The sequence below is a fragment of the Pseudomonas sp. CFBP 8771 genome, assembly GCF_014841695.1.
In the GTDB taxonomy this organism is placed as follows: domain Bacteria; phylum Pseudomonadota; class Gammaproteobacteria; order Pseudomonadales; family Pseudomonadaceae; genus Aquipseudomonas; species Aquipseudomonas baltica.
Window position 1 is genome coordinate 411,619 of the sequence record NZ_JACYUJ010000002.1, and the last position, 23,209, is coordinate 434,827.

22 protein-coding genes and 1 other RNA gene are annotated in these 23,209 nt (G+C 63.9%); 4 read left to right on the forward strand and 19 right to left on the reverse strand.

The features are described 5' to 3' along the window. Window positions 1–23: 23 nt before the first annotated feature. The 17 genes from ftsZ to rsmI form a co-directional block, all read right to left on the reverse strand. Window positions 24–1,217 carry a cell division protein FtsZ gene (ftsZ, locus tag IFT80_RS06455; RefSeq protein ID WP_049860625.1) on the reverse strand — a complete coding sequence of 398 codons (1,194 nt, stop codon included), beginning with the start codon at window positions 1,215–1,217 and terminating at the stop codon, window positions 24–26. A gap of 52 nt (window positions 1,218–1,269) precedes the next feature. Beyond that, window positions 1,270–2,526 (reverse strand): cell division protein FtsA, encoded by a 1,257-nt coding sequence (ftsA, locus tag IFT80_RS06460; RefSeq protein WP_122479461.1) that lies wholly within the window; start codon window positions 2,524–2,526, stop codon window positions 1,270–1,272. Window positions 2,527–2,540: 14 nt separating this feature from the next. Next, a complete protein-coding gene (locus IFT80_RS06465) occupies window positions 2,541–3,410 on the reverse strand; it encodes a cell division protein FtsQ/DivIB (protein WP_122479462.1) in 870 nt (289 codons plus the stop codon). A 4-nt stretch (window positions 3,411–3,414) separates the two neighbouring features. Beyond that, window positions 3,415–4,374 (reverse strand): D-alanine--D-alanine ligase, encoded by a 960-nt coding sequence (locus tag IFT80_RS06470; RefSeq protein WP_192137002.1) that lies wholly within the window; start codon window positions 4,372–4,374, stop codon window positions 3,415–3,417. After that, window positions 4,371–5,816 carry a UDP-N-acetylmuramate--L-alanine ligase gene (murC, locus tag IFT80_RS06475; RefSeq protein ID WP_122713415.1) on the reverse strand — a complete coding sequence of 482 codons (1,446 nt, stop codon included), beginning with the start codon at window positions 5,814–5,816 and terminating at the stop codon, window positions 4,371–4,373. The genes IFT80_RS06470 and murC overlap by 4 nt, the downstream gene beginning before the upstream one ends. Continuing rightward, window positions 5,809–6,885 carry an undecaprenyldiphospho-muramoylpentapeptide beta-N-acetylglucosaminyltransferase gene (gene murG, locus IFT80_RS06480; RefSeq protein WP_192137003.1) on the reverse strand — a complete coding sequence of 359 codons (1,077 nt, stop codon included), beginning with the start codon at window positions 6,883–6,885 and terminating at the stop codon, window positions 5,809–5,811. The genes murC and murG overlap by 8 nt, the downstream gene beginning before the upstream one ends. After that, the gene (gene ftsW / locus IFT80_RS06485; protein ID WP_122479466.1) at window positions 6,875–8,089 is read right to left on the reverse strand and encodes a putative lipid II flippase FtsW; all 1,215 of its coding nucleotides are present in this window, start codon (window positions 8,087–8,089) and stop codon (window positions 6,875–6,877) included. The genes murG and ftsW overlap by 11 nt, the downstream gene beginning before the upstream one ends. Then, window positions 8,086–9,432 carry a UDP-N-acetylmuramoyl-L-alanine--D-glutamate ligase gene (murD, locus tag IFT80_RS06490; protein ID WP_192104030.1) on the reverse strand — a complete coding sequence of 449 codons (1,347 nt, stop codon included), beginning with the start codon at window positions 9,430–9,432 and terminating at the stop codon, window positions 8,086–8,088. Before murD ends, ftsW begins: the two co-directional genes overlap by 4 nt. Before the next feature lie 5 nt (window positions 9,433–9,437). Further along, window positions 9,438–10,520 carry a phospho-N-acetylmuramoyl-pentapeptide-transferase gene (gene mraY / locus IFT80_RS06495; protein WP_122479468.1) on the reverse strand — a complete coding sequence of 361 codons (1,083 nt, stop codon included), beginning with the start codon at window positions 10,518–10,520 and terminating at the stop codon, window positions 9,438–9,440. Further along, the gene (locus tag IFT80_RS06500) at window positions 10,520–11,887 is read right to left on the reverse strand and encodes a UDP-N-acetylmuramoyl-tripeptide--D-alanyl-D-alanine ligase (RefSeq protein ID WP_192137004.1); all 1,368 of its coding nucleotides are present in this window, start codon (window positions 11,885–11,887) and stop codon (window positions 10,520–10,522) included. The genes mraY and IFT80_RS06500 overlap by 1 nt, the downstream gene beginning before the upstream one ends. Continuing rightward, the gene (locus IFT80_RS06505; protein WP_122479470.1) at window positions 11,880–13,343 is read right to left on the reverse strand and encodes a UDP-N-acetylmuramoyl-L-alanyl-D-glutamate--2,6-diaminopimelate ligase; all 1,464 of its coding nucleotides are present in this window, start codon (window positions 13,341–13,343) and stop codon (window positions 11,880–11,882) included. The genes IFT80_RS06500 and IFT80_RS06505 overlap by 8 nt, the downstream gene beginning before the upstream one ends. Next, window positions 13,343–15,088 (reverse strand): peptidoglycan D,D-transpeptidase FtsI family protein, encoded by a 1,746-nt coding sequence (locus tag IFT80_RS06510; RefSeq protein WP_163007622.1) that lies wholly within the window; start codon window positions 15,086–15,088, stop codon window positions 13,343–13,345. Before IFT80_RS06510 ends, IFT80_RS06505 begins: the two co-directional genes overlap by 1 nt. After that, complete coding sequence (gene ftsL / locus IFT80_RS06515) at window positions 15,088–15,381, reverse strand: cell division protein FtsL (protein WP_192137005.1); 294 nt, start codon at window positions 15,379–15,381, stop codon at window positions 15,088–15,090. Before ftsL ends, IFT80_RS06510 begins: the two co-directional genes overlap by 1 nt. Continuing rightward, complete coding sequence (gene rsmH, locus IFT80_RS06520; protein ID WP_425311980.1) at window positions 15,378–16,325, reverse strand: 16S rRNA (cytosine(1402)-N(4))-methyltransferase RsmH; 948 nt, start codon at window positions 16,323–16,325, stop codon at window positions 15,378–15,380. Before rsmH ends, ftsL begins: the two co-directional genes overlap by 4 nt. Next, window positions 16,322–16,777, reverse strand: coding sequence for a division/cell wall cluster transcriptional repressor MraZ (mraZ, locus tag IFT80_RS06525; RefSeq protein ID WP_122479473.1), 456 nt, complete (start codon window positions 16,775–16,777; stop codon window positions 16,322–16,324). Before mraZ ends, rsmH begins: the two co-directional genes overlap by 4 nt. 339 nt (window positions 16,778–17,116) lie before the next feature. Further along, an RNA gene (gene rnpB / locus IFT80_RS06530) (RNase P RNA component class A) lies at window positions 17,117–17,492 on the reverse strand. Window positions 17,493–17,568: 76 nt separating this feature from the next. Further along, complete coding sequence (rsmI, locus tag IFT80_RS06535) at window positions 17,569–18,471, reverse strand: 16S rRNA (cytidine(1402)-2'-O)-methyltransferase (protein ID WP_192104038.1); 903 nt, start codon at window positions 18,469–18,471, stop codon at window positions 17,569–17,571. Window positions 18,472–18,635: 164 nt separating this feature from the next. Here rsmI and IFT80_RS06540 point away from each other — a divergent pair, with 164 nt between their 5' ends. The 4 genes from IFT80_RS06540 (at window position 18,636) to IFT80_RS06555 (ending at window position 22,089) form a co-directional block, all read left to right on the forward strand. Beyond that, window positions 18,636–20,429 carry a penicillin-binding protein activator gene (locus IFT80_RS06540; RefSeq protein ID WP_192137006.1) on the forward strand — a complete coding sequence of 598 codons (1,794 nt, stop codon included), beginning with the start codon at window positions 18,636–18,638 and terminating at the stop codon, window positions 20,427–20,429. Further along, complete coding sequence (locus tag IFT80_RS06545) at window positions 20,429–20,800, forward strand: YraN family protein (RefSeq protein ID WP_192137007.1); 372 nt, start codon at window positions 20,429–20,431, stop codon at window positions 20,798–20,800. Before IFT80_RS06540 ends, IFT80_RS06545 begins: the two co-directional genes overlap by 1 nt. Window positions 20,801–20,920: 120 nt before the next feature. Then, window positions 20,921–21,514 (forward strand): phosphoheptose isomerase, encoded by a 594-nt coding sequence (locus tag IFT80_RS06550; protein WP_122479477.1) that lies wholly within the window; start codon window positions 20,921–20,923, stop codon window positions 21,512–21,514. Further along, entirely contained in the window at window positions 21,511–22,089 is a 579-nt protein-coding gene (locus tag IFT80_RS06555) for a BON domain-containing protein (RefSeq protein ID WP_192137008.1), read from the forward strand. Before IFT80_RS06550 ends, IFT80_RS06555 begins: the two co-directional genes overlap by 4 nt. Before the next feature lie 52 nt (window positions 22,090–22,141). Here IFT80_RS06555 and IFT80_RS06560 read toward each other — a convergent pair whose 3' ends face one another. Beyond that, entirely contained in the window at window positions 22,142–22,573 is a 432-nt protein-coding gene (locus tag IFT80_RS06560) for a ClpXP protease specificity-enhancing factor (protein WP_122479479.1), read from the reverse strand. 17 nt (window positions 22,574–22,590) lie between these two features. Further along, window positions 22,591–23,208, reverse strand: a complete 618-nt coding sequence (locus tag IFT80_RS06565) for a glutathione S-transferase N-terminal domain-containing protein (RefSeq protein ID WP_049860608.1) — start codon at window positions 23,206–23,208, stop codon at window positions 22,591–22,593. Window position 23,209: the final 1 nt, after the last annotated feature.

The following is a 23,209-nucleotide window of genomic DNA, read 5'->3' on the forward strand; positions in this document are numbered from 1 at the left end:
CCTAATACCCCTGATAAATTGCATCAATCGGCCTGACGACGCAGGAAGGCCGGGATGTCCAGATAATCCAGGTCATCCTGTGGGTTCAGCTTGGCCGCGGCGGCAGCACCGGCGTGGGCCTGGTTGCGCATCACGGTCGGACGATCCAGATCGCGGTAGTTCACCGACGGTGCGTCCTGGCGAGCCGGCTGCTGCGACGGTGGAGGCGTCTGCGCTGCGGTCTGCATGGTGTTGTCGATGACCTTCACAGGCTTCTCGATCTTCGCGCCCAGGCCGGTGGCCACGACGGTCACGTGCAGTTCGTCGCGCATGTCCGGGTCGATGACGGTGCCGACCTTGACCATCGCGTGGTCGGAGGCGAACGCTTCGATGATGCTACCCACGTCGGAGTATTCACCCAGCGACAGGTCGGGACCTGCGGTGATGTTGACCAGAATGCCGCGAGCGCCCTGCAGGTTGACGTCCTCGAGCAGCGGGTTGCGAATGGCCGCTTCGGTGGCCTCGCGCGCGCGGTTCGGGCCGCTGGCGCAGCCGGTCCCCATCATCGCCATGCCCATTTCGCTCATCACGGTACGAACGTCGGCGAAGTCGACGTTGATCATGCCCGGACGCTTGATGATGTCCGAGATACCGCGAACGGCACCGGCCAGCACGTCGTCGGCCTTGGCGAACGCCGACAGCAGGCTGGCGTCCTTGCCCAGGATGGTCAGCAGCTTCTCGTTGGGAATGGTGATCAACGAGTCGACGCTTTCGGACAGCATGCGAATGCCTTCGTCGGCGATCTGCATGCGCTTGCGGCCTTCGAACGGGAACGGACGGGTCACGACCGCAACGGTCAGGATGCCCATTTCCTTGGCCACTTCGGCGATGATCGGCGCAGCACCGGTACCGGTACCGCCGCCCATGCCGGTGGTGATGAAGACCATGTTGGTGCCTTGCAGCACTTCGGCGATGCGCTCGCGGTCTTCCATCGCGGCCTGACGGCCGACTTCAGGGTTGGCGCCAGCGCCCAGGCCCTTGGTCACACCGGTACCCAGCTGCAGGATGGTGCGCGCGCCGATGTTCTTGAGTGCCTGAGCATCGGTGTTGGCGCAGATGAACTCAACGCCTTCGATGTTGCTCTTGACCATGTGGTTGACGGCGTTGCCGCCGCCGCCGCCGACACCGATAACTTTGATTACCGGGCTTTGCGGGATGTTGTCTACGAGTTCGAACATGTGCCCTCTCCTTTCTCTATTTGTGTGCGCCTACCGCTACTGCCGTTTTGAATCAGAAATTGCCTTGCACCCAACGCTTCAGCCGTTCCAGCACCGGAGCCTTGGTGTCATCGCTGTAATTGCCGCTGTTGCTGATACCTGACAGGTTCAAGCCATCGGACTGTTTCTGCAGGCCATACATCAGCAGGCCCACGCCGGTGGAATAGATCGGGTTGCTGATAACGTCGCTCAGTCCCCGCACGCTATGCGGTACGCCCAGGCGCACCGGCATGTGGAAGATTTCTTCGGCCAGCTCGACCGCGCCTTCCATTTTTGCCGTACCACCGGTCAGCACGATGCCGGCCGGGATGAGGTCTTCGTAGCCGCTGCGACGCAGCTCGGCCTGAATCAGGGTGAACAGCTCGTCGTAGCGTGGCTCGACGACTTCGGCCAGCGCCTGGCGCGACAGCTCGCGCGGAGGACGGTCGCCGACACTGGGTACCTTGATGGTTTCGCCGGCGCCGGCCAGCTTGGCCAGGGCGCAGGCGTAACGGATCTTGATTTCTTCGGCGTACTGCGTCGGTGTGCGCAGGGCCATGGCGATGTCGTTGGTGACCTGATCGCCCGCGATGGGAATGACCGCGGTGTGGCGAATGGCGCCTTCGGTGAAGATGGCGATATCAGTGGTGCCGCCGCCGATGTCGACCAGGCAGACACCCAGCTCTTTCTCGTCATCGGTCAGCACCGAATAGGCCGATGCCAGCTGCTCGAGAATGATGTCGTCGATTTCCAGGCCGCAGCGGCGCACGCACTTCTCGATGTTCTGCGCAGCGTTGACGGCGCAGGTGACCACATGGACCTTGGCTTCCAGACGCACGCCGGACATGCCCAGAGGCTCGCGCACGCCTTCCTGGTTGTCGATCACATAGTCCTGCGGCAGGGTGTGCAATACGCGCTGGTCGGCGGGAATCGCCACGGCCTGGGCCGCGTCCAGAACCCGCTCCAGGTCAGCGGTGCTGACCTCGCGGTCGCGAATGGCCACGATACCATGGGAGTTCAGGCTGCGGATGTGGTTACCGGCGACGCCGACGAACGCCGAGTGAATGCGGCAACCGGCCATCAGCTGGGCTTCCTCGACCGCGCGCTGGATCGACGCCACGGTCGACTCGATGTTCACCACCACGCCCTTCTTCAGGCCGCGCGAGGGGTGGGTACCGATCCCGACGATGTCCAGCGTACCGTCGGCTGCCACCTCGCCCACCAGCGCCACCACCTTGGAGGTGCCGATGTCCAGCCCGACGATCATTTTGCCGCTTTGAACGTTTGCCATGGTCCTGCCTCTTGTCAATTCTTCGCGACGGCGGGCTTGTCCGCAGTCGGGGCGCTCGGTTCACGCCAGCCCACGGCCAGGCCGTTGGCATAGCGCAGGTCGATACGCGCGATATTCGTGATCTGGTCTTTGAGTGTCTTGTCGTAAATGGCGATAAAGCGGCGCATTTTTTCCAGCAAGTGGTCACGTCCCAGCAACAGCTCGATGCCCGGGCCGGCGCTTCCTGCGCCTGTGGTGAGAAACCAGCTGCCGCGTTCGGTCAGTTCCAGTCGGGCAACTGAATAGCCCAGTGGACGCAACATCTGACTCAGCACCTGGTATTGCTGCATCACCTGCTGTTGGGCCCGTACCGGGCCGAACAACTGCGGCAAGTGTTCGTAGTTGCCCAGTTCGCGAGGCGCGAACGCCTGGCCCTGGTTGTTGAGCAGCGATTCGTTGCCCCAGCGCGCGACCGGCAGTTGCTCCTCCAGGCGGATCACCACCTGGTCAGGCCACACCCGACGCACTTCGGCATGGGCGATCCAGGGCATGGTTTCCAGCTCGGTGCGCATGCGGGTCAGGTCGATGCTGAAGAACGTCATGCCAACATAAGGCTGGATGCGCTCCTGCACCGACTGCTGGTTGATGTAGGCCAGGTCGCCCTGTACAGACACCTTGGTGATCGGGCGATCGGCGTAGGGCATCAGGTACTGGGCACCTTCGTAGGTGCCAAAGCCCAGACCCACCAACAGCACCGGCCACATCAGCTTCCTGAAGATGCTGAAATTGGCCTTGGGCAGGCGCACCGACAGTGGCTCCTTGGCCACCATACGGCTGGCGCCACGCGGCACCGGCTTGTTGCGGCCGATGGCGGGTGACTGATGGCGAATCATTGGGCCGTGCATGGTCTTAACCTCGCGCCTTGCAACTGGCAGCCAGAATCGCCAGCACCAACTGCTGGAAATCCAGGCCAGCCGCGTTCGCCGCCATGGGCACCAGGCTGTGATCGGTCATGCCTGGAGCGGTGTTGACTTCCAGCAGCCAGAAACGGCCCTGCTGGTCCTGCATCACATCCACACGCCCCCAACCCTGGATGCCGATGGCATCGCAGGCGCGGGCGCAGAGTTCAGTGAGTTCCTGTTCCTTGGCGGGAGCAAGGCCGCAGGGGATGCGGTACTGGGTATCGTTGGCGACGTACTTGGCGTCGTAGTCGTAGAACGTGTGGGGCGTGCCCAGCGCAATCGCAGGCAGCATCTGGCCACGCAGCGTCGCGACGGTGAACTCGGGGCCGTGGACCCATTGTTCGACCAGCACTTGCGAATCGTAGGTGCTGGCGGCTTTCCAGGCGACGACCAGTTCGTCGACGCTGTTCACCTTGGCCATCCCGATGCTTGAACCTTCATGGGCGGGTTTGACGATCAAAGGGAAGCCCAGTTCCCCAGCGGCAAAAATACAATCCTGCTCGCTGGCCAGCACGGCGTGCGACGGGGTCGGCAGGCCGAGGCTCTGCCACACCTGCTTGGTGCGCAATTTGTCCATCGCCAAGGCGCTGGCAAGGATGCCGCTGCCGGTGTAGGGGATGCCCAGGCACTCGAGCAACCCTTGCATGCTGCCGTCTTCGCCGCCGCGGCCATGGAGGATGATGAACGCACGGTCGATCTTCTCCGCCTGCAGGCGGGCCAGCAGATCGTCGCCAACGTCGATGCCGAACGCGTCTACCCCGGCGCTCTGCAAGGCCTGCAGGCACGCGGCGCCCGATTTCAGCGACACCTCGCGCTCGGCGCTCTTGCCGCCGTAGAGCACGGCCACGCGACCGAAGTCACTGGGCATGATCTGCGAGCGCAGGGTGTTGGGATCCAAAATGTTCATTGCGATTTCTCCGAGGCCTGCGCGAACAGCGGGCTTTTGAGCAACTGCGGGGCAAGCCCGCCGATGTCACCGGCACCCTGGCACAGCAGGATGTCGCCTGCGCGCAGCAGCGGCTTGACCAGTGGCGCCAGCTCGACGCCGCGTTCGATGTAGATAGGGTCCAACTGGCCGCGCTGGCGGATGCTGTGGCACAGCTGACGGCTGTCGGCGCCGGGGATGGGTTCTTCGCCGGCCGGGTAGACCTCCATCAGCAGCAGCACATTGGCGTCGGCAAGCACCTGTACGAAATCGTCGTACAGGTCACGCGTGCGGCTGAAACGGTGCGGCTGATATACCATCACCAGACGTTTATCGGGCCAGCCACCGCGCACGGCGCTGATCACTGCCGCCACTTCGCGAGGGTGATGACCGTAGTCGTCGACCAGCATCACGCTGCCGCCTTCGACCGGCAATTCGCCATACACCTGGAAACGTCGACCCACGCCCTGGAAGCCGGAGAGGCCCTGGACGATGGCGCTGTCGCTGATGCCTTCATCGGTGGCAATGGCAATCGTCGCCAGGGCGTTGAGCACGTTGTGGTTGCCCGGCATGTTGACCGACACGTTGAGCGGCTCGCGGTCGCGGCGCAGCACCGTGAAGTGGGTCAGCATGCCCTGCTGGCGCACGTTGATGGCACGCACGTCGGCCTCTTCGCTGATGCCGTAGGTCAAGGTCGGCCGCGCGATCTGCGGGAGGATCTCGCGCACGACCGGGTCATCCAGGCACACCACGGCCAATCCGTAGAACGGCAGGTTGTGCAGGAACTCGACGAAGGTCTTCTTCAGAACGTTGAAGTCGTTGCCGTAGGTCGCCATGTGATCGGCGTCGATGTTGGTGACGACGGCCACCAGCGGCTGCAGGTGCAGGAAGCTGGCGTCCGACTCGTCGGCCTCGGCGATCAGGTAGCGGCTGGTACCCAACTGGGCATTGGTGCCGGCCGCATTGAGCCGGCCGCCGATGACGAATGTCGGGTCCAGGCCACCGGCCGCGAACACCGAGGCGATCAGGCTGGTGGTGGTGGTCTTGCCATGGGTGCCGGCCACGGCAATGCCATGCCGGTAGCGCATCAGCTCGGCCAGCATCTCGGCACGCGGCACCACTGGAATCCGCCGCTCCAGCGCGGTGGCGACTTCCGGGTTGCTGGTGTTGACCGCACTCGACACCACCAGCACGTCGGCGCTGGCGGCGTTCTCGGCACGGTGGCCGATGAAAATCTGCGCGCCGAACGACGTCAGTCGCTCGGTCACCGGCGAAGCCTTGAGGTCGGAACCGGACACATCGTAGCCCAGGTTCAACAGCACCTCGGCGATGCCGCACATGCCCACACCACCGATACCGACGAAGTGGATACGACGGATACGGCGCATTTCCGGTTGCGGAATGGCTCTCTGGTTCTCAACCATGGGCCACCTCCAGGCAGACGTCGACCACATTGCGCGTGGCATCGGGTTTGGCCAGGCGGCGGGCAGTGCTCGCCATGCTCAGGAGTTTTTCGGGTTGCATCAAAACCTCTTTCAGGCGCTCGGCAAGCTGTGCCGCGCCGGTTGTCGCTTGTGGCATCAGGAAGGCAGCGCCTTCGCGAGCCAGATAATCGGCATTGCGAGTCTGGTGGTCGTCGATCGCGTGGGGCAGCGGCACCAGCAACGACGGCAGGCCGGCGGCCGCCAATTCGCTGATGGTCAACGCACCCGCGCGACACACCACCAGGTCGGCCCAGCCATACGCCTGGGCCATGTCCTTGATGAACGGCGCGACCTGCGCCTCGACACCGGCGGTGCGATAACGCTCGGCGGTGATTTCATCGTGTTGCTTGCCGGCCTGGTGGAACACCTCGGGGCGGTAGTGCGCAGGCACCTGAGCCAGGGCTTCGGGCAGCAGCTTGTTCAGCGGCTCGGCGCCCAGGCTGCCACCCAGTACCAGCAGGCGTGGCTGGCGACCGATGAGGACCTGACGCGGGGTTTCCATGAACAGTTCGGTACGCACCGGGTTGCCGGTGGTCCGACGCTTGGCCGAGGCGGCGAAGGTGTCGGGGAAAGCTTCGCAGACCCGGCTGGCGAAAGGCACCAACAGGCGATTGGCGGTACCGGCCACGGCATTCTGCTCGTGCACGATCACCGGCACACCGGCCAGCCGCGCGGCGACGCCACCGGGGCCGGTCAGGTAACCACCGAAGCCGACCACGCACACCGGCTGCAGCCGGGCGATGATGCGGCGCGCCTGGAACACGGCCTTGCAAATGGCGAACGGCGCCTTGAGCAGAGCCAGCCGGCTCTTGCCGCGCACACCGCTGACATCGATCAGGTGCAGTGGCAGGCCATTGGCAGGCACCAGCTCGTTCTCGATCCCGCGCGGCGTGCCCAGCCAGTGCACGCTGAAACCGCGCGCCTGGAATTCCCGTGCGCAGGCCAGCGCCGGGAACACATGGCCCCCGGTACCGCCCGCCATGATCAGCACATTGCCTTTACCGGCCATGGGGCGTCTCCTCGGCGAAATCGCTCTCGCTGAATTCCACCTCTTCGCTGCCCAGGTGCGAACGGCTTTCCCATTCGATGCGCAGCAGCAGCCCCAGACAGGCGCAGCAGATCACCAGCGAACTGCCGCCGTAGCTGAGAAACGGCAAGGTCAGACCCTTGGTCGGCAGCAGGCCGACGTTCACGCCAATGTTGATCAGGAACTGGCCGATCCACAGGAACGACAGCCCATAGGCCACGTACGCGGCGAAATACTGTTTGGCCCGCTCGGCCCAGTAACCGATGTACATGCCGCGGATACAGACGAACACGAACAAGGCCACGGTGCACAGTGAACCGATCACCCCCAGCTCCTCGGCCAGTACCGAGAACACGAAGTCGGTGTGCGCTTCGGGCAGGTAGAACTGCTTCTGCACGCTGTTGCCCAGGCCGACACCGAACCACTGGCCACGGCCAAAGGCGATCAGTGCCTGGGTCAATTGATAGCCCGAGCCGAACTGGTCGCTCCACGGGTCGGTGAAGGTGATCAGCCGCGCCATGCGGTACGGCTGCGCCTGGACCAGCACGAACACCGCACCGACCGCCAGAGCCACCATCAAGGCGAAGCGGAACAGGCCCACCCCACCGAGGAACAGCATCGCCGCCGCTGCGCCCATCATCACCACCGTGGCGCCGAAGTCCGGCTCCATCAGCAGCAGCCCGGCCATCGGCAACAAAACGAAGAACGGCTTGAAGAAGCCCATCCAGCTGTCGCGGACTTCCTGCTGGCGACGCACCAGATAGCCCGCCAGGAAGATCACCACGAACACCTTGGCGATTTCCGAAGGCTGCACGTTGAACATGCCGAAGCCGATCCAGCGCATCGAACCGTTCACTTCGCGGCCAATGCCGGGCAACAGCACCATCACCAGCAAGCCGAAGGCGGCGATCAGCAGCGTACCGCCCAGGCGCTGCCAGGTGGCGATGGGCACCATCATGGTGACGATGCAGGTACCGATACCGATCACCAGGTAGACCAGATGCCGGATCATCATCGACAGCGAATTGCCCGAGTTGACCGCAGCTACTTCCGAAGAGGCCGAGGTGATCATCACCAGGCCCAGGCCGAGCAATGCCAGGCAGCCCGCGAGCATGGCGAAGTCGATGTCGATCCCGCGGCCACTGATCAGCGGCGAGGGAAATGGCTTGATGACACCAAAGATCATGACAGGCCCTCCACTGCCTGGGCGAACCGCCGCCCGCGTTCTTCGTAATTCTTGAACATGTCCAGACTCGCGCAGGCCGGTGACAGCAACACGGCATCGCCGGGCTGCGCCAGTTCGGCACACTGCTGAACCGCTTCCTCGATCGAGGCAACGGTAACTTGTGGAACGCCCGGCCCGGCCACGGCGGCGATGCGCGGGGCATCGCGGCCCAACAGCACCAGTGCCCGGCAGTGACGCTGGATGGGCTTGCCCAGCGCGGTGAAATCGGCGCCCTTGCCGTCGCCACCGGCGATCAGCACCAACTGGCCGTCGATATCGGCGCCCAGGCCTTCGATGGCGGCAATGGCAGCGCCGACGTTGGTGGCCTTGGAGTCGTCGTACCAGGCCACGCCATCGCGCTCGCGCAGCCACTGGCAACGGTGCGTCAGCCCGGTGAATTCACGCAGGCTGGCCAGCATGGCGTCGAACGGCAGACCTGCCGCGTGTCCCAGAGCGAGCGCGGCCAGGGCATTGGCCTGGTTGTGCGCGCCACGCACCTTGAGCGCGCTGACCGGCATCAGGTTCTCGAACTCGTAGGCCAGGTACTTCTGCCCGTCTTCCTCGCGCAGGCCGAAGGCCTTGAAGTCCGGCTTGTTCAAGCCGAAGGTCCAGCACGGCATGCCTTCGCCGATCAGCGGCCGGCTCATGGCGTCCTGACGATTGAAGACGAACTTGCGCGCGCCACGGAAAATCCGGTGCTTGGCCAGGTGATAGGACGGCAGGCCGCTGTAGCGATCCATGTGGTCTTCACTGACGTTGAGCACTGTGGCCACTTCGGCATTGAGCTGATGGGTGGTTTCCAGCTGGAAGCTCGACAACTCCAGCACGTACAACTCGACGTCGTCAGCGAGCAGATCGAGCGCCGGCTCGCCGAGGTTGCCGCCCACGGCCACGCGCTTGCCAGCCGCAACCGCCATCTCGCCAACCAGGGTGGTCACGGTGCTCTTGGCATTGGAGCCGGTGATCGCCACGATCGGCGCCTTGGCATGCCGGGCGAACAGGTCGATGTCGCCGGACAGGTGCACGCCGCGCGCCGCCGCCTGTTGCAGGGCGGGGGTCGCCAGCGCCAGGCCGGGGCTCACGTAGAGCTCGTCGGCGCGGCACAGGAACTCCACGTCCAGCTCGCCGCAACGCACTTCCACCTGGGGATAGTCACGCTGTAGCGTCGCCAGTTCCGGCGGCGCTGCTCGCGTGTCGGCCACGGCAAACGCCACGCCCTGGCGCGCCAGGAAGCGCACCAGCGACATGCCGCTCTTGCCGAGGCCGACAACGATGCGGAAGTGGGAAGAAGCGATCAGAGACACTCGTTCTACCTCAGCTTCAGGGTGGCAAGGCCGATCAACACCAGAATCACGGTGATGATCCAGAAACGCACGATGACCCGAGGTTCGGGCCAGCCCTTGAGTTCGAAATGGTGATGGATCGGTGCCATGCGGAATACGCGGCGACCGGTCAGCTTGAACGAGGCGACCTGGATCACCACCGACAGCGTCTCGACGACGAAGATGCCGCCCATGATGAACAGGACGATCTCCTGACGCACGATCACCGCGATGGTGCCCAGCGCGGCGCCCAGCGCCAGCGCGCCGACGTCGCCCATGAACACCTGGGCCGGATAGGTGTTGAACCACAGGAAGCCCAGCCCGGCGCCGATCAGCGCGCCGCAGAAGACGATCAGCTCACCCGCGCCCGGCACATAGGGAATCAGCAGGTATTCGGCGAACTTAATGTTGCCCGACAGATAGCAGAAAATCCCCAGCGCGCCGCCCACCATCACCGTCGGCAGAATCGCCAGGCCGTCGAGGCCATCGGTGAGGTTGACCGCATTGCTGGAGCCGACGATGACGAAGTAGGTCAGCACGATGAAGCCGGCACCCAATGGGATGCTGGCGTCCTTGAGCATCGGGATGATCAGGGTGGTTTCCACCGGGCTGTTCGCGGTCATGAACAGGAACACCGCCGCACCCAGGCCGAACACCGATTGCCAGAAGTATTTCCAGCGGCTGGGCAGGCCGCGCGAGTTTTTCTCGATCACCTTGCGATAGTCGTCCACCCAGCCGATGCCGCCGAACAACAGGGTGACGACCAGTACGACCCAGACGTAGCGATTGGACAGGTCGGCCCACAGCAGCGTGCTGATGGCGATGGCCGACAGAATCAGGGCGCCGCCCATGGTCGGTGTGCCGGATTTGGACAGGTGCGATTGTGGGCCATCGTTGCGCACTGCTTGGCCAATCTGACGAATCTGCAGGGTGCGGATCATCCAGGGGCCCAACCAGAGGGCCAGCGACAGCGCGGTCAGTACGCCCAGAATCCCGCGAAGGGTCAGGTACTGAAAGACCGCGAAGCCTTTGTAGAACTGTTGCAGAAATTCCGCCAGCAGCAGCAGCATCAGTGTTTCTCCCCGCCAGGACCGCACAGTGCCGCCACGATGTTTTCCATCGCCGCGCTGCGTGATCCCTTGATCAAAATAGTGGTAGTGGAACCCTGCTCGGCGCCCAGCGCCGCAATCAGGTCTGCCTGGTTGGCGAAGTGTCGGCCCTGAGCACCGAACGCAGCGACTGCGTGGCTCATCAATGGGCCCACCGCGTACAGCGCGTCGATTTTGCCGACCGCGTATTCACCGACCTGGCGATGGCCCGCTTCAGCCCAGGCGCCCAGTTCGCCGATATCGCCGAGAACCAGGACGGTGCGCCCGGAAAAGCCGGCGAGTATATCGATTGCCGCACACATCGAGGTGGGGTTGGCGTTGTAGGTGTCGTCGATCACCCGCGCACCGTTGACCGCGAGCTGCGCCACGGTGCGGCCCTTGACCGGCTGCACCGCGTTGAGGCCTGCCTGGATGCCGGCCAGCGTCACACCCAGGGCATGGGCCGCGGCAGCGGCTGCCAGGGCATTGAGCACGTTGTGGGTACCGAGCAGGTTGAGCTGGACTGGCACCTCGCCGTCAGGCCCGTGCAGGGTGAAGGACGGGCAGCCGCGCGCATCGCTGTGGCGGGCGCTGGAATGAAAGTCAGCCTTGGCGTTGTCCAGCGAGAAGGTCAGCACGGCATGCTGGCCGGCACGCGCCTGCCAGATTGCAAAAGCCTTGTCGTCGAGATTGAGAACGGCCGTACCGCCCTCGCCCAGGCCCTCGAGAATCTCGCCCTTGGCTTCGACGATCTTTTCCGGGCCGCCGAATTCGCCGACGTGAGCGGTGCCCGCATTGGTGATCAGTGCTACCTGTGGACGCGTGAGGCCCACGGTGTAGGCGATTTCGCCCAGGCGCGACGCGCCCAGCTCGATCACCGCTGCCGTGTGCTGTGGCGCCAGCTCGAGCAGCGTCAGCGGCGCGCCCAGGTCATTGTTCAGGTTGCCACGGGTGGCGAGCACCGCACCTTGTGTACGCAGGATGCTGGCGAGCATTTCCTTGACCGTGGTCTTGCCGCTGGAGCCGGTGATGGCTGCCACCGGACGGCTGAACGCAGCGCGGTTCAGCGCACCGAGCTGACCCAGCGCCAGGCGCGTATCGGCCACCACCAGCTGGGGCAGCGTTGTGCCAGCAACTTCGCGCTGCACCAACGCGGCTACTGCTCCCTTGGCAGCCACCTCGTCGAGATAGTCATGGCCATCGAAGCGAGGACCGGCCAGCGCGACGAACAGATCGCCGGCAACGATGGCACGGCTGTCTATGCTGACGCCGTCGAAGCGCGCATCGCCGCCACGCACGTGGCCTTGCAGGGCGTCGGCCAACTGGCTGAGGGTCATGGCGTCAAGCATCGACGGTCCCCCATGCGGCCAGGGCCTGTTCGGCCTGCTGCAGGTCGGAGAACGGCTGACGCTCACCATTGATCTCTTGATAGTCTTCGTGCCCCTTGCCGGCCAACACGATCACGTCATCGACCGAGGCAGCACCGATCAGCTGGGCGATGGCCGCGCCACGGCCAGCCACGAACGTTGCGTTGGCGGCACTGGAGAAGCCGGCGCGAATGTCGTCGAAGATGCGCAGCGGATCTTCGCTGCGAGGGTTGTCGTCGGTCACCAGCACACGGTCGGCGAGACGCTCGGCCACCTCGGCCATCAATGGACGCTTGCCGCTGTCGCGATCACCGCCGCAGCCGAACAGGCACAGCAACCGGCCCTTGGCATGGGGGCGCAAGGCTTGCAGCACCTGGTCCAGAGCATCGGGCGTATGGGCATAGTCGACCACCACCAGCGGCTTGCTTGCGCCACCCAGGCGCTGCATGCGGCCAACAGGGCCTTCGACGTTGCGCATGACCTTGAGGATGTCGTCGAGCGGATAGGCCATGCCCATCAGCACCCCTACCGCCGCCAGTACGTTGCTCAAGTTGAAGCGCCCGAGCAGGCGGCTGCTCAGGCTGTATTCCCCGTGCGCGGTGACCAGGGTGGCGCGCACGCCGTGGTCGTCGAAGCGGGTGTCGCGGCAGAACAGCGTCGCGGCGCTGTCGGCGAGGCTGTAGGTGATCAAGCGTGAGTCCTGTTCCTGCTCGGCCAACTGCCGACCGAATTCGTCGTCCAGATTGAGCACGCGACACTTGAGCCCCGGCCAGGCGAACAGCCGCGCCTTGGCCGCTGCATAGGCCTGCATGCTGCCGTGGTAGTCCAGATGGTCGCGAGACAGGTTGCTCAGCACCGCGATGTCGAAATCCAGCGCGGCCACGCGGCCTTGATCGAGCGCGTGCGACGACACTTCCATGGCCACGGCATGGGCGCCGCCCTTTTTCAGGTCATACAAGGTGGACTGCACGGCGATCGGGTCGGGGGTCGTCAGTCGGCCGCTCTGCAGGGCGCCGTAGAAACCGGTGCCCAGGGTGCCGATCAGGCCGCAGTGCTCGCCCAGCGCATCAAGTGCCTGGGCGACCAGTTGGGTGATGCTGGTCTTGCCGTTGGTACCGGTCACGCCGACCAGATTGACCAGGCGACTCGGCTCGCCGTAGAAACGCCCGGCAATGCTCGACAGCTGCGCGATCAAGCCTTTCACGGGAATCAGTGGTACATCGGTGAGCGGCAGCACGGTGCTGCCATCCACTTCGTAGGCCACGGCGGCGGCACCCAGCTTGAGGGCGTCGGCGATGTGCGCGCGGCCATCGACCTTGCTTCCAGGCACGGCCAGGAACAGGTCGCCGGGGCGAACGTTGCGGCTGTCCAGGGTCAACTCGCGAATCAGCGGATCGCGGCTGGCTTCGGGAAAAAGCTTGCTCAGGGGCATGGTCATCAGCCGCGCCCTCCTTTTATCAATGGAGTCGCCGGTGCGGCGTTCACCTGCTGCTGTGGCACGGGCGGTGGCAGGTTGTCGGGCTGCACGTTCATCAGGCGCAACGTGCCGGACATCACCTTGCTGAACACTGGCGCGCTGACCAGACCACCGTAGTAGCCACCCTTGCTGGGTTCGTCGATCACCACCACGATGGCGTAGCGCGGGTCGCTCATCGGGCCGAACCCTGCGAACAGCGAGCGATAGGCGTTCTCGGTATACCCACGCGAGCCGATGGTGGCCTTGCGCGCGGTACCCGACTTGCCTGCCACGTGATACGAAGGCACCCGTGCGCGATAAACGCCGCGGGTGTCTTCGATGACTTGCTGAAGCATGCCCTGCACGGTCTTGGCGACCTTCTCGGGGATGACCTGCGCCGCGGTCGGCGGCTGGTCGCTCTTGAGAATGGTCAGCGGCACGATTCGGCCGTTGTTGGCGATCGCCGCATAGGCGTGCACCAGCTGCAGCGCCGTCACCGACAGGCCGTAGCCGTAGGACAGCGTCGCGGTCTCGGCCTTGCGCCATTCGCGATGGTTGGGCAGGTTGCCGACGCGCTCGCCCGGGAAGCCCAGGCCGGTGTACTGGCCCAGGCCGACCGCCGACATCACCCGGTAGATGCTTTCACCGCCGATGTCGAAGGCGACCTTGCTCATGCCCACGTTACTGGAGTTGATCAGGATGCCGGTCAGGTCGAGCACCGGGCCTTCGGTCTTGGTCACGTCCTTGATGGTGTAGCGGCCGATCTGCAAGGTACCGGGGTAGACGTCCACCTTGTCGGTGGGTTTCCAGCGGCCGGTTTCAAGCGCCGCACTCATCGAGATCGGCTTCATGGTCGAGCCCGGCTCGAACACGTCGATGATCGCCCGGTTGCGCATCGCCGCCGGCAACATGGTGCGGCGATTGTTGGGGTTGTAGGTAGGCTGGTTGACCATGGCCAGCACTTCGCCGGTCTTCACGTCCATGATGACCATGCTGCCGGCCTTGGCTTCGTTCTCGTTGATGGCGTTGCGCAGCTCGCGGCTGGCCAGGTATTGCAGGCGCAGGTCAATGGACAATGCCAAGGTCTTTCCGGCCTTGGCATTCTTGGTCACCTGGACGTCCTTGATCAGCCGGCCGCGCCGGTCCTTGATGACCTGACGCTTGCCGGGCACGCCGGCCAGCCACTCGTCATAGGCCAGCTCGACGCCTTCACGGCCGTGATCGTCGAGGTCGGTGAAACCGACCATGTGCGCAGTGACATCGCCGGCCGGATAGAACCGGCGGAATTCCTCGATGCCGTAGACACCCGGGGTTTTCAGGTCGAGCACCGAGGCGCCTTGCTCAGGCGTCAGGCCACGTACCAGGTAGATGAATTCCTTGCTCGCCTGCGCCTCGAGACGGGCGGCCAAAGCTTTCGGCTCCTGCCCAAGCGCGCGCGCCAGTTCGGGCCACTTGTCCTTGGACAGCTGCATTTCCTTGGGATTGGCCCACAGGGTGGTCACCGGCGTGCTCACGGCCAGAGGCTCGCCGTTGCGGTCGGTGATCAAACCACGGTGCGCAGGAATGGGGATATGGCGCATGCTGCGCGCATCGCCCTGACCGATCAGGAAGTCACGGTTGATGACCTGCAGGTAGACGATCTGCGCAACGATACCGGCGACCAGCAGCAACAGCAGGCCGACCATCAGGCGGAACCGCCACGGGAACAAGGCCCCGTCGAGCTTCATCATGGCGACACCATGCGAATGTCAGCGGCATCCGGGATGCGCATTTTCAGTTGTTCGGCGGCCAGGGTTTCGATACGGCTGTGCGCGGTCCAGGTGCTTTGCTCCAGGATCAGGCGCCCCCACTCGGCCTGCGCCTTGTCGCGATCGCTGAGTTCGCCGTACAGCGTATTGAGCAACTGCCGATTGATGTGCGCACTGTAGGAAACGCCGATGGCCGAAACCAGCACGGCGATGAACAGCAGCAGCATGAGAAAACTGCCGCCTGGCAGCGGCTTGTTGAGGAGCTTGCTCATCGCAGCTTCTCCGCGACACGCATGACCGCGCTGCGCGAACGCGGGTTGGCCTTGAGCTCGGTTTCGGAAGCAAACTGCGCCTTGCCGTGCAGCTTGGCCTTGGGCACGAAGGCTTCGAAACGCACTGGCAGGTTGCGCGGCAGGTTGTCGGCTTCGCCCTTGGTCAGTTTGCGCATGAACAGTTTGACGATGCGGTCTTCCAGGGAATGAAAGCTGATAACCACCAGACGGCCGCCGATTTCCAGCGCATCGAGGGCAGCCTCGAGGCCTGCCTCGAGGTCGGCCAGTTCGTTGTTTACGTGAATGCGCAGGCCCTGGAAGGCGCGGGTTGCCGGGTTCTTGCCCTTCTCCCACGCCGGATTGGCGACCTTGAGCACTTCGGCCAGGTCGGCGGTGCGCTCGAACGGCTGCACTTCGCGACGCTGCACCACCGCACGTGCCATGCGCCGGGCGAAGCGCTCCTCGCCGTATTCCTTGAAGACGCGGGCGATTTCTTCCTCGGCAGCGGTTGCGATGAACTGGGCCGCGCTCATGCCGCGCGAAGGGTCCATGCGCATGTCCAGCGGGCCGTCATGCAGGAAGCTGAAGCCGCGCTCGGCATCGTCGAGTTGTGGCGATGAAACCCCCAGGTCGAGGAGGATGCCGCTGACCTTGCCATGCATGCCGCGCTCGCGCACTTCGGCGCCAAGTTCGGCAAAGCTGCGCTGTACAATGACAAAGCGGCCGTCTTCGGCCGCCAGCGCTTGCCCGGTGGCAATCGCTTGGGGGTCCTTGTCGAACCCCAACAGGCGGCCGTCGGGCCCCAGGTGGCGCAGGATCAGGCGGCTATGGCCGCCACGGCCGAAGGTGCCGTCCAGATAGCAACCATCGTCGCGCACGGCCAGAGCCTCGACGGCCTCGTCGAGCAGCACGGTGATGTGGTTGAAGCCGCTATCAATAGTCACAAGATCAAATCACGCAATTCTTCGGGCATGGCGCCCGGTTGTTGTATAGCTGCAAGGTCTGCCGCACTGACGGCATTCCACGCACCCTCGTCCCACAATTGAAACTTGTTCAGCTGGCCAACCAGCATCGCGTGCTTGTCCAGCCGGGCGTACTCGCGCAGGCGTGGAGGCACCAGGAAGCGTCCGCTGCCGTCGAGCTCGAGGTCGACGGCATTGCCGATCAGCAGGCGCTGCAGGCGCCGGTTGCTTTCCACCAGCGATGGCAGGGCGCGAAGCTTGGCCTCGATGAGTTCCCATTCATCCAGCGGGTAGACACACAGGCAGGGGTCGATGGTATCGACCGTGATGATCAGCTGGCCGGCGCATTTGGAATCCAACTCGTCACGATACCGACTCGGCATTGCGAGCCGTCCCTTGGCATCGAGGTTGATCGGATTTGCTCCACGAAACACGTCGCGCTTCCCCTGAACTCAGACTTTTACACTCGAAAAACCCACTTTTCGCCACTTCCCGCCACTCGCGCACACTATAGGAACCCCCCCACCACACCGTCAAGGCGCGTCTGTAGGGAAAAGCCTTATAGATCGGAGATTTAGAACGCAAAATGAAGGGAAGACGGTATTTGAGACGCGTCGGGGAGGAACAAAGCCGTTTGAGTTCAAGCATCTGCGTCTTGAACTTAAAGTAGAGTCTCAAGACTAAGATTTTTTCGACATTACCAAAGGGGGTTTGGTAGCCGTTTTTTTCTGCGAAACAGCGCAAGGGACAGCGAAGGGACGCGAAGGTAAAAGGTGGAGAGTCGATCTGTAAGCCGGGTTTTGTCGAGGACAGTCATTCCTCTACGATGGCCATCGCTGGACACCTCTAGCAACCTACCCGGTTCCAACGCGGGCCGCGCCATATGGAACCCTATTTGGTCTTGCTCCGAGTGGGGTTTACCTAGCCACGAACTGTTGCCAGACGTGCGGTGCGCTCTTACCGCACCTTTTCACCCTTACCGGCGCTTGCGCGCTTAGGCGGTTATTTTCTGTGGCACTTTCCGTAGGCTCGCGCCTCCCAGGCATTACCTGGCACTCTGCCCTATGGAGCCCGGACTTTCCTCCCCCCGCTCTGCCCAGCAACCTGGGTTGCGGAACAAAAACAGGCAGCGACTGTCCGATCGACTCTCCGGCGCGCAGGTTAACGACATGCACCGGCCAGGACAAGCTTTTATCGCTCCGATCGACCTGGAGCCGAATCAATCTCACGCCTTCTGCTTTTCCAGGGCCACCTGGTAGAGCAGATTCTTGCGCACGCCGGTGATCTCGGCCGCCACCGCGGCAGCGCGCTTGAGCGGCATCTCTGCCAGCAGCAGGTCCAGAATGCGCATGACTTCGGTGCTGACGGCCTCATCGCTGACCGGCGCAGTCCATCCCGCCACCAGTACCACGCACTCGCCGCGCTGCTGATTGCTGTCGGCTTCCACGAATGCACGCAACTCGGACAGCGGCAGGCCTTTGAGGGTTTCAAAGGTTTTCGTCAATTCGCGTGCCAGCAGCGCAGAACGTTCACCGCCGAAGACTTTCTCCATGTCCTGCAGGCATTCGAGTATGCGATGCGGCGCCTCGTAGAAGATCAAGGTGCGCGGTTCTTCCCTGACCTGCTCCAGGCGCGCACAGCGACCGGCGGTCTTGGCCGGCAGGAAACCTTCGAAGATGAAACGGTCCGACGGCAGGCCAGCCGCCGACAGCGCCGCGATCAAGGCACAGGGACCGGGGACCGGCACTACCTGCACGCCCGCCGCACGCGCCTGACGCACCAGGTGATAACCGGGGTCGGAGATCAGCGGTGTACCCGCATCGGAAATCAGCGCGATGTCATCACCCGCCAGCAGCCGCTGGATGAAACGGCTGCCTTCGTCCCGCTCGTTATGCTCGTGACAGGCCGCCAGCGGCGTATTCAACCCGAAGTGCTGCATCAGACGCACCGAATGGCGGGTATCCTCGGCCGCGATCAACGCTACTTCGCCCAGGATCTTCAACGCGCGCGCGCTCATGTCGTCCAGATTGCCGATGGGCGTAGCCACTACATAAAGTGTGCCTGGGGTGGAATTAGAAGCGCTTGAAGCAGTCACAGCACACACCTTGTCGTTCGGCCAAACCCGCATTGTACAGGCTCCAGGCCAGCCAGTGCTCGCCCAGCGATCCGGCACGGCCGACGTGAAACATTTGCTTGTCCTATATAAGGACAGGCTTGCCATCCTCGTCGCACCCCGGCCGATGCTTGGGTACACTTGCCCGTCTATTGATCGAGTAAATCAGGAAGATACCCATGACAGCCTGCCTGCGGCTTCTATCTGCCCTATGCCTCGCCGCCTTGCTGGCCGCGTGCGCCAGTTCGCCTTCATCCAATCTCGGTGAGCTGCCGCGCACGCCGGACGCGACCGTCGAGCAGCTGCTCGAACGTGCCACCGCCAGCAAGTCGCCGGAAGAAGCGGCAGCCTTGCGCTTGAGCGCGGCAGACCAGGCCGCTCGCCAGGGTGATCCAACCCGCGCCGCGCAGATCCTGCAGCAAGTGCGAATCGAACTGCTCAAGCCAGGCCTGCAGATATTGGCCAGCACCCTGGGCGCAGAGCTCGCACTGACCCGCAACGATGCCAAGGCCGCGCTTGCCGCCCTCGATCATCCGAGCCTGCAGCGCCTGGGCGAGCTGCCCGCAGACCAGCAGGTACGCGCGCATCTGGTGCGCGCCCGGGCCCTGGAAGCCGACGGCCAGATCCTGGCTGCGGCGCGCGAGCGCGTATTCGTGGCACCCCTGCTCAGTGGCGAGGTCGCCGGCCAGAATCACGAAGCCATCTGGGCACTGGTGGGTTCGCTGCCGGTGGAGCAGCTGCAAAACCAGGGCACCGACGACTTCGCCGGCTGGCTGAGCCTGGCCCTGGCCGTCAAATCGGCAGGCACCCTGGAACAGCAGCAGGCCGCCATCGATACCTGGGTGGCCCAGCACGCGGCTCACCCTGCCGCCAGACAGCTGCCGACCCCCTTGGTCAAACTCAAGGCCCTGGCCAGCCAGCCGCTGACCCGAATCGCCCTGCTGCTGCCACAGGAAGGCCAGTTGGCCGGCGTGGCCCGCGCCTTGCGCGAAGGCTTCATGGCGGCGTACTACCAAGCCCAGCAAGCCGGGCAAAAGCCGCCGGTCATCGACGTGATCGACAGCTCGCGCCTCAGCTCGCTCGACGACTTCTACCGCCAGGCGCAGGCGCAAGGCGTGCAACTGGTGATCGGCCCGCTGGAGAAAAATCTGGTCAAGCAACTGGCGGCACGCACCCAGCTGCCCCTGCCAACCCTGGCATTGAACTACAGCGACAACAACCAGCTCGGTCCACCCCAGCTGTTCCAATTCGGCCTGGCCGCCGAAGACGAAGCGCGCGAAGTGTCCCGTCGCGCACGTGCCGACGGCTTGCACAGCGCTGCGGCAATGATCCCCAAGGGTGAGTGGGGCGACCGTGTGCTCAATGCCTTCCGCCAGGACTGGGAAGCCAACGGCGGCACGCTGGTTGCAGCCGAACGCGTCGACCAGCCGGTCCAACTGGCCCAACAGATCGCCGACATGCTCAACGTGCGCAACGCCGGCAGCGGCCTGCAGAGCAGCACCGGGACACAGGGATCGCGTCGCCAGGACATCGACTTCATCTTCCTCACCGCCACACCGCAGCAGGCCCAGCAGATCAAGCCGACCTTGAACTTCCAGTACGCCGGCGACTTGCCGGTCTATGCCACTTCGCACGTGTTCAGCGCCAGCGGCGATCAGGCCCAGTACAACGACATGACCGGCATCCGCTTCTGCGAGACGCCGTGGTTGCTCGACACCAGCAACCCGTTGCGCCAGCAGGTTACCCGCCAGTGGCCGCAGGCCAACGGCAGCATGGGCCGACTGTATGCCATGGGCGTCGACGCCTACACCCTGGCCGCACGCCTGGGCCAGCTCAAGGCCCTGCCCGACAGCCGTATCGAAGGCCTGTCCGGCAACCTTGGCATGAGCGCCAGCCAACGCATCGAGCGCCAATTGCCGTGGGCGCAGTTCGCCGGTGGCCAGGTCCAGCGCCTGCCCAACACCACGCCGTAATGTCGCTGACCCCCCGCCAGCAGGCGGGTCGCGAGGCCGAGCAGCAAGCCCTGGAGCACTTGTGCGCACAGGGCTTGACGCTGCTGGCGCAGAACTGGCTGTGCAAACGAGGCGAGCTTGATCTGGTCATGCTAGATGGCGATACAGTAGTATTCGTCGAGGTCCGCTATCGCCTGCATGCACAATGGGGTGGAGCGTTGGCCAGTATCGACGCCCGCAAACGCCAAAAGCTGGTGCTGGCCGCGCAATATTTCCTCATCGAGGAAGCGCGCTGGGCCCAGCATCCATGTCGTTTCGACGTGATCGCCCTGGAAGGCACCGGCACTCGGGCCACGCGCCTGAACTGGATCCGCAATGCCTTCGACAGCTGACACTCGACACCCTTGCCACCGGTTTTTGCTCTTTGCTTTGCGGGCTGCACATTCTTGTGCCGGGAACCACCGCCGCGTTGCGGTCTTGCCCGACCAGCCGCCCTACTTAAGGTCACCTTGATGGACATGCAATCCCGAATTCGCCAGCTTTTCCAGGCCAGTATCGATACCAAGCAACAGGCAATGGAAGTCCTTGCACCGTACATCGAACAAGCCAGCCAGGTCATGGTGGGTGCCTTGCTCAGCGATGGCAAGATGCTTTCCTGCGGCAATGGCGGCTCGGCCGGCGATGCCCAGCACTTCTCGTCCGAACTGCTCAACCGCTTCGAACGCGAACGCCCCAGCCTGCCTGCCATCGCCCTGACCACCGACAGCTCGACGATTACCTCGATCGCCAACGACTACAGCTTCAACGAGGTATTCTCCAAGCAGATCCGCGCGCTGGGCCAGCCGGGCGACGTGTTGCTGGCCATCTCCACCAGCGGCAACTCGGCCAACATCATCCAGGCGATCCAGGCCGCCCACGACCGCGACATGGTCGTGGTGGCTCTGACCGGCCGTGACGGGGGCGGCATGGCCTCCCTGTTGTTGCCCGAAGACGTCGAGATCCGCGTGCCGGCCAACGTCACGGCACGCATCCAGGAAGTTCACCTGCTGGCGATCCACTGTCTCTGCGACTTGATCGACAGCCAACTGTTCGGGAGTGAAGAATGAAGCGTAACCGCCTTGCCCTAGTGGCCCTGAGCCTGGCCTTGAGCGTCACCGGCTGCAGCTCGGTCCTGACCGCCACCCGCGACAACCCGATCAACGATGATCGCGGTACCCGCACCCTGGGCAGCAAGATCGACGATTCGCTGATCGAAACCAAGGTATCGGTGAACATTGCCAAGGCCAACATCGACCTGGACAAGAACTCCCATGTCGTCGTGACCAGCTACAACGGTGTGGTCCTGCTCGCCGGGCAGACGCCGCGCGCCGACCTCAAGGCCCTGGCCGAGCAGGCCGCCAGCGAAGTGCAGCGAGTCAAGAAGGTCCACAACGAGATCCAGGTGCTGGCGCCTTCCTCGTTGCTGGCGCGCAACAACGACGCCTGGCTGACCACCAAGATCAAGACCCAGATGCTGGCCGACAGCGCCATCCCCGGTTCGCGCATCAAAGTCGTGACCGAGAACGGCATCGTTTACCTGTTGGGCCTGCTGACCCAGGCCGAGGCCACCCGCGCCACCAACCTGGTGCAAGGCGTCTCCGGTGTGCAGAAGATCGTCAAGCTGTTCGAGTACATCGACTGACCACAGCCGTTCACCACCATGAAAAAAGGCGATCCTTGCGGATCGCCTTTTTTCATTTCACCACTTTCAGACTCGGCCGCCCGGTTGGGCGCGGCGGCGGGTTGCCTGGCGGTGGAACGTCGTCATCGGATTCGACGATGTCTTCGAACTCGGCTTCTTCCTCGTCCAGCTCGGGCGACTCCAGGTCGAAGACCATGCCTTGGCCATTCTCCCGGGCGTAGATACCGAGGATGGCACCCGAAGGCACGAACAGCGTGTGCGACACGCCACCGAAGCGACCGTCGAAGCTGACCGCCTCGTTGTCCATGTGCAGATTGCGCACAGCGCTGGGTGACACGTTCAGCACGATCTGGCCATCGCTGGCGAAACCTTGCGGCACCTGGACCGAGGGATACTCGGCATTGACCAGCATGTGCGGGGTGCAGTCATTGTCAACGATCCACTCGTATAGCGCGCGGATCAAATAGGGACGACTGGAGTTCATCAACGGCTCCTCAAAACCTAGCGCATTTCACGTTCAGCCGCGGACAGGCTGGCCTTGAAGGCCTCCCGCGCGAACTGACGTTCCATATAGTCGAGCAGCGGCTTGGCAGGCCGCGGCAGTTCGATACCCATGATCGGCAAGCGCCAGAGTATCGGCAGTAGACAGCAGTCGACCAGACTTTGCTCATCGCTGAGAAAGCAGGGCTTGTCGGCGAACAAGGCCGAAACACCGGTCAGGCTTTCGCGCAATTCCTTGCGCGCCTGCACGCGGGCGGCTTCCTTGCTGCGCGGGTCCAGGATCAGGTCCGCCAGGCCGCACCAGTCGCGCTGGATACGATGGATCAGCAACCGGCTGTTGGCACGTGCCACCGGGTACACCGGCAGCAGTGGCGGATGCGGATAGCGTTCGTCGAGGTATTCCATCACCACGGTCGATTCGAACAGGGCCAGATCGCGATCGACCAGTGTCGGCGTGCTGCCGTAGGGGTTCACTTCGATCAGCCTGGGTGGCAAGCGACCGCCCTCCACGTTGATGATCTCTGCGCTGACGCCTTTCTCGGCGAGAACAATACGCACCCGATGAGAATAGTGGTCGGCGGGGTCGGAGTAACAGGCCAACCGATTGGTCACGCCCATG

Excerpts from the sequence above, each read along its gene's own strand:
- IFT80_RS06540 (WP_192137006.1), top strand. The coding sequence starts at position 18,636 with ATGACAGCCTGCCTGCGGCTTCTATCTGCCCTATGCCTCGCCGCCTTG.
- ftsL (WP_192137005.1), bottom strand. The coding sequence starts at position 15,381 with ATGAGCAAGCTCCTCAACAAGCCGCTGCCAGGCGGCAGTTTTCTCATG.
- murG (WP_192137003.1), bottom strand. The coding sequence starts at position 6,885 with ATGGCCGGTAAAGGCAATGTGCTGATCATGGCGGGCGGTACCGGGGGC.
- IFT80_RS06555 (WP_192137008.1), top strand. The coding sequence starts at position 21,511 with ATGAAGCGTAACCGCCTTGCCCTAGTGGCCCTGAGCCTGGCCTTGAGC.
- IFT80_RS06550 (WP_122479477.1), top strand. The coding sequence starts at position 20,921 with ATGGACATGCAATCCCGAATTCGCCAGCTTTTCCAGGCCAGTATCGAT.
- IFT80_RS06545 (WP_192137007.1), top strand. The coding sequence starts at position 20,429 with ATGTCGCTGACCCCCCGCCAGCAGGCGGGTCGCGAGGCCGAGCAGCAA.
- rsmI (WP_192104038.1), bottom strand. The coding sequence starts at position 18,471 with ATGCGGGTTTGGCCGAACGACAAGGTGTGTGCTGTGACTGCTTCAAGC.
- IFT80_RS06565 (WP_049860608.1), bottom strand. The coding sequence starts at position 23,208 with ATGGGCGTGACCAATCGGTTGGCCTGTTACTCCGACCCCGCCGACCAC.
- ftsA (WP_122479461.1), bottom strand. The coding sequence starts at position 2,526 with ATGGCAAACGTTCAAAGCGGCAAAATGATCGTCGGGCTGGACATCGGC.
- murC (WP_122713415.1), bottom strand. The coding sequence starts at position 5,816 with ATGGTTGAGAACCAGAGAGCCATTCCGCAACCGGAAATGCGCCGTATC.
- IFT80_RS06560 (WP_122479479.1), bottom strand. The coding sequence starts at position 22,573 with ATGAACTCCAGTCGTCCCTATTTGATCCGCGCGCTATACGAGTGGATC.
- mraY (WP_122479468.1), bottom strand. The coding sequence starts at position 10,520 with ATGCTGCTGCTGCTGGCGGAATTTCTGCAACAGTTCTACAAAGGCTTC.
- IFT80_RS06465 (WP_122479462.1), bottom strand. The coding sequence starts at position 3,410 with ATGCACGGCCCAATGATTCGCCATCAGTCACCCGCCATCGGCCGCAAC.
- IFT80_RS06505 (WP_122479470.1), bottom strand. The coding sequence starts at position 13,343 with ATGACCATGCCCCTGAGCAAGCTTTTTCCCGAAGCCAGCCGCGATCCG.
- IFT80_RS06510 (WP_163007622.1), bottom strand. The coding sequence starts at position 15,088 with ATGAAGCTCGACGGGGCCTTGTTCCCGTGGCGGTTCCGCCTGATGGTC.
- ftsW (WP_122479466.1), bottom strand. The coding sequence starts at position 8,089 with ATGATCTTTGGTGTCATCAAGCCATTTCCCTCGCCGCTGATCAGTGGC.
- IFT80_RS06470 (WP_192137002.1), bottom strand. The coding sequence starts at position 4,374 with ATGAACATTTTGGATCCCAACACCCTGCGCTCGCAGATCATGCCCAGT.
- ftsZ (WP_049860625.1), bottom strand. The coding sequence starts at position 1,217 with ATGTTCGAACTCGTAGACAACATCCCGCAAAGCCCGGTAATCAAAGTT.
- IFT80_RS06500 (WP_192137004.1), bottom strand. The coding sequence starts at position 11,887 with ATGCTTGACGCCATGACCCTCAGCCAGTTGGCCGACGCCCTGCAAGGC.